Origin of the sequence: Geomonas azotofigens, from assembly GCF_018919395.1 — a bacterium.
GTDB classification, from domain to species: Bacteria; Desulfobacterota; Desulfuromonadia; order Geobacterales; family Geobacteraceae; genus Geomonas; species Geomonas azotofigens.
The window spans coordinates 21,864-30,466 of record NZ_JAHLME010000014.1; the positions used below are offsets into that span (position 1 = coordinate 21,864).

The following is an 8,603-nucleotide window of genomic DNA, read 5'->3' on the forward strand; positions in this document are numbered from 1 at the left end:
CTCAATTGAAGAACACCACTTTCTGGGAGGCGACCGCCTCCCCCTTGGTGAAGAGAAGTTCGCCGCGCAGCTCGCCCTGTCCCGAGTTGGGCCAGGGGGCGACGAAGACACCCGGCGCGGTTTCCGCCAGCGTCAGCACCTCCTTTTCGTTGCCGTTTCTCGTCTCGAACAAGAGCCTGCCGCCGGCGACGGCGCCCCCCTTGTCGTCGTGCACCCGGACCTGCAGGTCGCTGCCGGAGAGCGAGGCGGTCATGCCCCACTCAAGCCCCGGGTTGTAGGCGCCGCTTTTGGTCTTGGCGTAGTTGAGCCCGTTTTGATAGTAGTCCGCGTCGGTGACCCGGCTCCCCCGTTCGAACGACAGGAACATGCTGGTGCCCATCCCGAGGAGAAAGACCGCCAACAGGAGCAGGATGGCCAGCTGCCAGCGGCACGACGATAAGGTAATTCTTTTTTTCATGGTTTGTTCCTTCACTGAAAAATCCTCTCACCCGGCCTCCGGCCACCCTCTCCCGGGGGGCGAGGGGCAGGGGTGATGGCGCTACTGCACGGCGACCGGAAGCGGGCTTGCCGCCACCACCTTCCCGTTGGAGACGAGCTTCAGCTCTACCTGCGTTCCCGGTGCCGGCGCCGGGCTGACCTTCAGTGCGAACCCGATCTTTCGGTTGGCGTTGCCAGCCAGCTCGAGACCACGCACCGGACCGACCAACTCAACCCGGTACCCCGGCAAGGGCGCCGCCTCCAGGGAAAAAGTCCGGGACGCGCTGCCGCGGTTCTCCAGGAAGGCGGAGTAGAAGTTCACCAATGAGCCGTCCGGCAGCCGCTTCACCTCGCCGCTTGCGGCGCGCTGCACCTTGAGCGTCGCCTCCTGGCGCGTGGTCACCCCGAACACCAAGAGCCCCACCAACAGCAGGAGCACGCCCCCCAGGAGGAGCGCCTTGCGGTTCACCGGCCGCGACCCGTCGGCGCCCACCGGTCCGAAGGTGTAATGGATCAGCCCCCCGCGCCCGCGCTTGGCGAAGACGTCGCGGCAGGCGTCCAGGCAGCGGCCGCAGTTGATGCACTCGATCTGCAGTCCTTCGCGGATGTCGATCCCCGTGGGGCAGGCCTTCACGCAGGCGCCGCATCTTAGGCAGACCCCCTTGAGCTCCGGGTCGAACTCCAGGGTGAGCGTGCCGCGCTCCATGGTCATCAGCTGGATGCGCCCGTAGGGGCAAACGCTCTTGCAGAACCGGCGCCGCACGAAGGCGAGGTCGAGGTAGACCACCAGCGCCGTCACGGCCAGCGAGATCCCTGCCACCGCACCGAGGTTCCCGGCCGTGAGCCTCACGAAGAACTCCGGCGGCGCGATGAAGTACCAGACCAGGTTGGCGCCCACCAGGGCCGAGAGGGTTAGGAAACACGACTGCCTGAGCGCGGCGCGCAGCGGCGCGGGCAGGTTCCTGGTACGGCGCTCGATCCAGTCGGCGAGGTCCCCCAGCGTGGTCTGCGGACAGAGCCAGCCGCACCAGACCCTGCCGAAGAGCATGGTCACGAACAAAAAGGCGAAGACCAGGATCAGCACCACGATGAGGAAGAGGTGGAACTCCTCGATGCGCAGCTTGGCGCCGAAGAAAAGGAGCGTCCTCGTCCCCGCGTCCAGGCGCAACAGCGACTCCCCGCCGGGACGGATGAACGGGAGCCCCAGGACGAGCAGGGTGGCCAACCACTGCACGCCGCGGCGCCAGGGGGCGATGCGGCCGGTTTTCAGTGGTACCTCCCTCAAAGCGACAGGACGTACTGTACCAGCCCCTGGATCTTGTCCCCGGAGAGTTCGTTCTTGAAGCCCGGCATGCCGCCCGGGCGCCCGTCACTGATGCTGGCGGTCACCTCCGGTGCGGTCTTGCCGTACTTGTACTGCTTCGCGGTCAGGTCCGGGCCGATTCCCCCCTTGCCATCGGCGCCGTGGCAGGAAGCGCAGCGGGCGGCGAACTCCTTCTTACCCTCCGCGGCGAGGTTGGTGGTCCTGATCTCCTCATGGGCGGGTACCGCCTGGCCGGCGCTGGCCTTCTCCTGCTGCACGGCCAGGCGCGCCTCCTTGGCCTTCTTGATCTCGGCGAACTCGCCGTAGGAGCTCCAGCCGCTGAACAGGTAGTAGGCCATGAAGATGACCCCCCAGGTCAGCAGGCCGAAGAACAGGATCCTGAACACCAGCGGGGAGTTCTTCTCGGGGCGATACCTGATGCCGTCGTACTCCTTATTTTCGTCGGACATCGCGTCCTCCTTTGTTCTCGTCGGTCGGTTTGTCGTCGTCCATCATGCGGAACTTGGGCTCCTCCCCCTTTTCCCGGTGCTTGCGGCTGTAGGTGCGCGCCACGATGGCGGCGAAGACCAGGAAGAGGATGAGGGTGACCCCCAGGTAGTAGATGCTGGCGCTGTCCATGTCAGTGTTTGTGCACGGACTTAAGGTAGGTGACCACCTTCCAGGTCCGCTCCTTGCCAAGCGTGTCGCCGAAGGCCGGCATGCCGCCCGCCGCGATGCCGCTGAAGACGGTGGCGAACACCTTCGCATCGGGCTGGTCCAGGTCGCGCAAGTCCGGCCCCACCTCGCCCGCGAGCTCGATGCCGTGGCATTGCGCGCAGTGTTCGGCGTAGAGCTTCTGCCCCTCGGGGAGCACGCTCATGTTGTCCTGGAACGGGTTCTTCAGCTCGCCAAGGACAGCGGCCGTCCCGGTCTTTCTCCAGGGGATGTCGTTGCCCACCTTCTGCATGTAGGCGATGATGGCGTCCATCTCGCTCTTACCCTTGAGCGCGTCGAGGTCCGCCTGGGTGTAGGGGAACTTGAGCGCCTTCATCTTTCGCTCGGAGAGGCTCGTGTCGAGCGGCCGGTTCAAGAAGTCGTAGGCGGGCATATTGGAGCGCGGCACCATGGAACGCGGGTCCTTCATGTGCTTCACGTGCCAGGCGTCCGGGTACTTCCCGCCGATGCGGGCGAGGTCCGGTCCGTTTCGGCGGGAGCCCCACAGGAAGGGCTGGTCGTAGACGAACTCGCCGCTTTTGGAGTACTCGCCGTAGCGCTCGGTGTCGGAGAGGAGCGGGCGCACCGTCTGGGTGTGGCAGTTGTTGCACCCTTCGCGGATGTAGATATCTCTCCCTTCGAGCTGCAGCGGGGTGTAGGGCTTCACCGAGGCGATGGCGAGCTTCGGGTCGTTGATCCACCTAAAGGGGAGCACCATGGTGATGATGGTGCCAACCAGGATGGTGGCGGTTGCCAGGAGCAGGAATATGATCGGTTTCTTCTCTATCATGGCGTCTCCTCCCTAGGCTCTTTGCGCCGCGGCCTGGGTCTTGCCGCCGTTGATGGTCTGGTAGATGTTGTAGAGGAAGACGAGGAGCCCGGCCAGGTAGATCACCCCGCCCAGCGCCCGCATGTGCCAGTACGGGTAAAGCTCCACCATGGTCTCGATGAAGCTGTAGTGGAGGCTCCCGTCCGGGTTGGTGGCGTTCAGCATGGCCGCCTGCTGCACCCCGGCGATCCACATGGTGATGGAGAAGATGAGCTGACCGGTGAGGACCAGCCAGAAGTGCACGTTCGCCAGGGGGATGCTGTAGATCTCGGTGTGGTAGAGCCTGGGGATCGTGTAGTAGATGGCGGCGAAGAGCACCAGCGACACCCACCCCAGGGTCCCCATGTGCACGTGCCCCGGCACCCAGTCGGTGAAATGGATGAAGGCGGAGAAGGTGCGGATCGACTGGGACGGCCCCTGCAGCGTCTGCATCCCGTAGAAGGTGATGCCGAAGATCAGGAACTTGACCAGGTAGTTCTCGCGCATCTGGTGCCACTGGCCGTTCATGGAGAAGTAGCCGTTGAAGACCGCGGCCCAGGAGGGGGCGATCAGCATCACCGAGAAGCCCATGGCGAGCGTCTGCACCCAGTCCGGCACCGGCGCCCACAAGAGGTGATGCGCGCCGGTCCAGAGGTACATGAAGATGAGGCTCCAGAAGGCGACCACGCTCATGCGGTGGCTGTAGATGGGGACCCCGGTCGCCTTGGGGAGGAAGTAGTAGAAAATGGCCAGAGGCGGCGTGGTGAGCACCATGGCCACCGCGTTGTGCCCGTACCACCACTGCACGTTGGCGTCGTTGGCGCCCGCGTAGGCGGAGTAGGACTTGGTGAGCGAGACCGGGATGGCGGCGTTGTTGACCAGGTAGAGCACGGCGACCCCGACCAGCGTGGCAAGGATGTACCAGAGCGAGATGTACATCTGCTCCTCGCGCCGTTTCACGATGGTCATCACGATGTTCACCGCGAAGATGACCCAGAGCACCACCACCAGGCTCGCCACCGGCCATTCCAGCTCGGCGTACTCCTTGGAGCGGTTCATCCCCATCGCCAGCGTCACCGCGGCCAGCGCGATCACGATGTTGAAGAGCCAGAGCTGGGCCTTGGCGAGGCCGGGGCTCCAGAGGCTCGTTCGCGTCAGGCGCTGGGTTATGTAGATGAAGAAGGCCATGAAGCTGCCGATGCCCCAACCGAAGATGCCGGCGTTGGTGTGGATCGGGCGCAGGCGGCCGTAGGTGAGGTAGGGGGGGAAGTTGAGCTGCGGGAAGGCGATCTGGAATGAGATGAAGACGCCGACCAGCACGGCCACCAGTCCCCATACCATGCTCCAGATCACAAACCCCTTGACGATGTCGTCAGCGTACCCTTCCTGTTGGTTCATGCCGTCCTCCTGGAGATGAATGGATCAGTGCGGACAATATCTGAACGTCCGGGATGTTGAGCCGACACCCGTCGCTTAGTCGCCGCGAGTTTATGTCTTAAATATCGGAACTGCCGCGATTTTATCTGGAGGGTAGAACGTCTTGCCAGAGTAAGGTCCAATGATGCTGCAATAACAAAGTGTTAGTTTAAGTTGTAATCGCCGTTTAGCAAGCGATCACCCTGTATACGACTTCATTTTGGTTCTCAGGGAGTCGCGGTCATTCCATATCTGTCCACTATGTAGCCCACGAAGCGCCGCACCTGAGCCAGCGTCCCCCCCTTGACCGTGGAGAATGATGACTACAACCGCTGCACGCGAACCAGCGTCCCCCCCTTTGACCGTGGAAAATGATGACTACAACCGCTGTACGTGAACCAGCGTCCCCCCCTTTGCGAAGGGGGGACAGGGGGAATTTGCTTCTTGTCCAGTCCATCCCCCTCTTTTGCCTGCAGAAACCGCCACAGATGCCGATATGCACAGTATCAGGACGCCTCGCTTTGACAGAGGCGTGTCTCCATCCTTGTTGATCGTGCCTGCACCCCTACACCGTGGGTGCTTGGGCCCGGAGGAGTCATATGAGTGAAGCGATCTACTACTTTGCGGCGGGGGCGACCCTGCTCGTTATCTGGCTCGGCGCCACCTATTGGGCGGTCAACTTTTTCATCCGGCAGGTCACCCAGCAGAGTTGCCAGGAATTCAGGGTGCGCATGAGAAACGAGACGGAGAGGGCCGTGAAGCTGTTCCGGGAGGGGCTTTGCGAGCAGATCGTCCAGCAGGAGAACAAGTCCGATGCGCTGGCGCGGCTCTACGCCACCCTGATCGACCAGTTGCGGCTGGGGCGGGAGTTCATGGCGTCGCTCGGGGAAGGTGAGCGCGCCCAGGCGGAGAAACAGCTAAGGACCATCAGGGGGACCGGGGAACACTTCTCAGAGACATTCCAGAAACAGGGGCTCTTCTTCTCCGAGGAATTCACCAGGACGGTGAAGGATATGCTGACCCAGCAGAAGACGGGACAGGAGCGCCTGGAGGAACTGCTGCGCCGGGTGCAGAGGGAGCCGCAGAACCCGCTCGCCGTGGACGACCTGAAAAAAGAATGGGGGCAGTTCGAAGACCTGTTGAACAAGCTCATGGACTACGTGCGCAACGAGTTCCGCAGGCGCAACCCGGTGAGCGGCATGATGATGAAATGGCTCAGCGAGGTGCCGGGCGAACCCACGCACCCCTCCTAGCTCCTACTTGTCCAGAGATTCCGGCTTGCACAGGTGATCCTCCTTCTTCGCCGCGCGTCCGCATTTCTTGCAGACGTAGCGCGGCTCCGCGACGATCTTCTTGAGTTCCTTCAGGTTGTCCTTTATCTCGTCCTTGTCCCACTTGCATAGTGTCTTAGTATCCTTGCCCATTTCCGGTTCTCCTCTGACATTGACAATGACTTTTCTGTCTCAGTGCTTCCTATTAGTTTGATTTAATTCGATTTTTAGCCTGCCCACTGTTGAAATGGAAATCTTTCCAGATATAGTAAAACAGTTTTCGAAATTTCCTAGTGAGTTCAATAGAAAAGGGGGATCGTATGTCGATGTTTTGCCGCCAATGTGAGCAGGCCGCCAAGGGGACCGGTTGCGAGGTCGTGGGTGTGTGTGGCAAGAATCCCGAGGTCGCGGCGCTTTTGGACCTGATGATGTACGGTCTGAAAGGCCTGGCCATTTACGCTGACAAGGCAAGGGAACTGAACGAGCGTAACACGGTCGCCGACATGTTCCTCATCGAGGGGCTTTTCACCACCGTCACCAACGTTGATTTCGATCCGGTGCAACTGGCCGGCAAGCTGAGGAAGTGCTACGACCTGAAGGAGCAGGTGAAGGCGATGTACGAGACCGCCTATCGCGCGAAGAACGGCGCGGCGGCTCCCGCCATCACCGACGGCCCGGCCGCGTGGGTGATCGCCGACAACCTGGAGGGGCTGGTGGCCCAGGGGCAGGCGCACGGCGTGAAGAGCCAGCACAGCGACCCCGACATCCTCTCCGCCATCGAGATCATCATCTACGGTCTGAAGGGGATGGCCGCCTACGCGGAACACGCCATCATCCTGGGCAAGACCGACGAAGAGGTGTTCGCCTTCTTCCACAAGGCGCTCGCCGCCACCACCGACACCACAAAGGGGCTCATGGACTTCGTGGGCATCGCCATGGAGTGCGGCAAGCTGAACATCAAGGTGATGGAGATGCTGAACACCGGGCACGTGGAGCACTACGGGCACCCGGTCCCGACCAAGGTCCAGCTCGGCACCCGGAAGAACAAAGGCATTCTCGTTTCCGGCCACGACCTGCGCATGCTCGAGGAACTCTTGAAGCAGACCGAGGGGAAGGGTATCGACATCTACACCCACGGCGAGATGCTCCCGGCCCACGGCTACCCCGGCCTCAAGAAGTACTCGCATCTCTACGGCAACTTCGGGGGCGCGTGGCAGGACCAGGCCAAGGAGTTCCCGAACTTCCCCGGCGCCATCATCTTCAACACCAACTGCATCCAGCGCCCGGCGGACAGCTACAAGGACCGCCTCTTCACCTGGGGCGAGGTAGGGTGGCCCGGTGCCAAGCACTTGACCGGCTGGAAGTTCGACGAGGTGATCAACAAGGCCCTTGAGTGCCCGGACCTCCCCGACGCGCCGGGCCAGGAGATCCTGACCGGCTTCGGACACAACGCCGTATTGGGTGTGGCCGACAAGGTGATCGATGCGGTCAAGGCGGGGGCGGTGAAGCACTTCTTCCTGATCGGCGGCTGCGACGGCGCGAAGAGTGGGCGTAACTACTACACCGAGTTTGCCGAGAAGGTGCCCAAGGACTGCGTCATCCTGACCCTGGCCTGCGGCAAGTACCGTTTCAACAAGTTGGAGTTTGGCGACATCGGCGGCATCCCGCGTCTTCTGGACGTCGGCCAGTGCAACGACGCCTATTCCGCGGTGCAGATCGCCTCGGCGCTCGCCGGCGCGTTCAACTGCGGCCTCAATGACCTGCCGCTTTCCTTCATCCTCTCCTGGTACGAGCAGAAGGCGCACGTCATCCTGCTGTCGCTTTTGTACCTGGGCGTCAAGAACATCAAGCTCGGTCCGGCGCTTCCCGCCTACCTGTCGCCCAACGTCTTGCAGTTCCTGGTCGACAACTTCAACATCGGCCAGATCGGGACCGTGGATGCGGATCTGAAGGCGAGCCTCGGGCAGTAAACAAAGGGAGGGGACCGGTCCCAAAGGAACCGGTCCTCTTTGCAGCACGCAGCACCAGAGCAGATGTAGCTCCTTTAGCGCCAGGTCCGGGCAGACCTGGCGCCTTTTTTTCTTCCTGTATTTCTGTGGAGCAGAAGGGGACTCTGCGATCAGCAGTAAATTTGCCACGAAGCGCTTCAGTAGAAGTCAAGTTCCCCCCTTTTGCGAAGGGGGGACAGGGGGGATTTGAATTTGTAACCGCCGCCCACATTCCAAGCCGAGTCTCGTCAGTTTCCGCACGCCCGCGCTTTTTGCATTCCCACCTCGCATTTCAAATTTTCACCCCCCTCTTCAGATTAAGTAGGAGCATAGTTACCAAAACGAAGGTCGTGGTTAATTTAAACAAGCCCATAGTTAATTTAAACAAGGTCGTATTTAAAATTGCGCGAACCACTCATTAATTCGAAGGCCCCTAGCGTTCTAATCGAAAGGCCCTTATTGATGCAAAAGCAGGGTGAATTTCACCGTAAGATGGGTGCGTAAGCTTCCCCTGGAAATAGACACTTGAAAAGTAGAGCTTTCTGGCATTATTTAACGCCAGGAGGTTTCACATGAAGAAGTCACGCTTCACTGAGACACAGATCGTCTCGATCCTCAAGGAGGCC

General features: G+C 61.3%; 9 protein-coding genes. 2 read left to right on the forward strand and 7 right to left on the reverse strand.

Translation table 11 applies throughout. The features are described from left to right. Position 1 precedes the first annotated feature (1 nt). The 6 genes from KOL99_RS21270 to KOL99_RS21295 form a co-directional block, all read right to left on the reverse strand. Positions 2–457, reverse strand: coding sequence for a FixH family protein (locus tag KOL99_RS21270; RefSeq protein ID WP_216512465.1), 456 nt, complete (start codon positions 455–457; stop codon positions 2–4). Between the two features lie 81 nt (positions 458–538). Beyond that, the gene (locus tag KOL99_RS21275) at positions 539–1,762 is read right to left on the reverse strand and encodes a 4Fe-4S dicluster domain-containing protein (RefSeq protein ID WP_216512466.1); all 1,224 of its coding nucleotides are present in this window, start codon (positions 1,760–1,762) and stop codon (positions 539–541) included. Continuing rightward, positions 1,759–2,250, reverse strand: a complete 492-nt coding sequence (locus KOL99_RS21280) for a c-type cytochrome (RefSeq protein WP_216512467.1) — start codon at positions 2,248–2,250, stop codon at positions 1,759–1,761. The genes KOL99_RS21275 and KOL99_RS21280 overlap by 4 nt, the downstream gene beginning before the upstream one ends. Next, positions 2,234–2,419, reverse strand: a complete 186-nt coding sequence (locus tag KOL99_RS21285; RefSeq protein WP_216512468.1) for a cbb3-type cytochrome c oxidase subunit 3 — start codon at positions 2,417–2,419, stop codon at positions 2,234–2,236. Before KOL99_RS21285 ends, KOL99_RS21280 begins: the two co-directional genes overlap by 17 nt. A 1-nt stretch (position 2,420) precedes the next feature. After that, positions 2,421–3,284 carry a cbb3-type cytochrome c oxidase subunit II gene (locus KOL99_RS21290; RefSeq protein ID WP_216512469.1) on the reverse strand — a complete coding sequence of 288 codons (864 nt, stop codon included), beginning with the start codon at positions 3,282–3,284 and terminating at the stop codon, positions 2,421–2,423. A gap of 12 nt (positions 3,285–3,296) precedes the next feature. Then, positions 3,297–4,700: a cbb3-type cytochrome c oxidase subunit I gene (locus KOL99_RS21295; RefSeq protein WP_216512470.1), complete on the reverse strand. Its 1,404-nt coding sequence runs from the start codon at positions 4,698–4,700 to the stop codon at positions 3,297–3,299. 617 nt (positions 4,701–5,317) lie between these two features. Here KOL99_RS21295 and KOL99_RS21300 point away from each other — a divergent pair. Continuing rightward, positions 5,318–5,971, forward strand: a complete 654-nt coding sequence (locus KOL99_RS21300; RefSeq protein ID WP_216512471.1) for a hypothetical protein — start codon at positions 5,318–5,320, stop codon at positions 5,969–5,971. A gap of 3 nt (positions 5,972–5,974) precedes the next feature. Here the strand turns inward: KOL99_RS21300 and KOL99_RS21305 are convergent, their stop codons facing one another. Further along, the gene (locus KOL99_RS21305; protein ID WP_216512472.1) at positions 5,975–6,142 is read right to left on the reverse strand and encodes a hypothetical protein; all 168 of its coding nucleotides are present in this window, start codon (positions 6,140–6,142) and stop codon (positions 5,975–5,977) included. 167 nt (positions 6,143–6,309) lie between these two features. Between KOL99_RS21305 and hcp the strand changes: the two genes are divergently transcribed. Continuing rightward, on the forward strand, positions 6,310–7,959 hold the full coding sequence (hcp, locus tag KOL99_RS21310; RefSeq protein WP_216512473.1) for a hydroxylamine reductase: 1,650 nt from the start codon (positions 6,310–6,312) through the stop codon (positions 7,957–7,959). Positions 7,960–8,603: the final 644 nt, after the last annotated feature.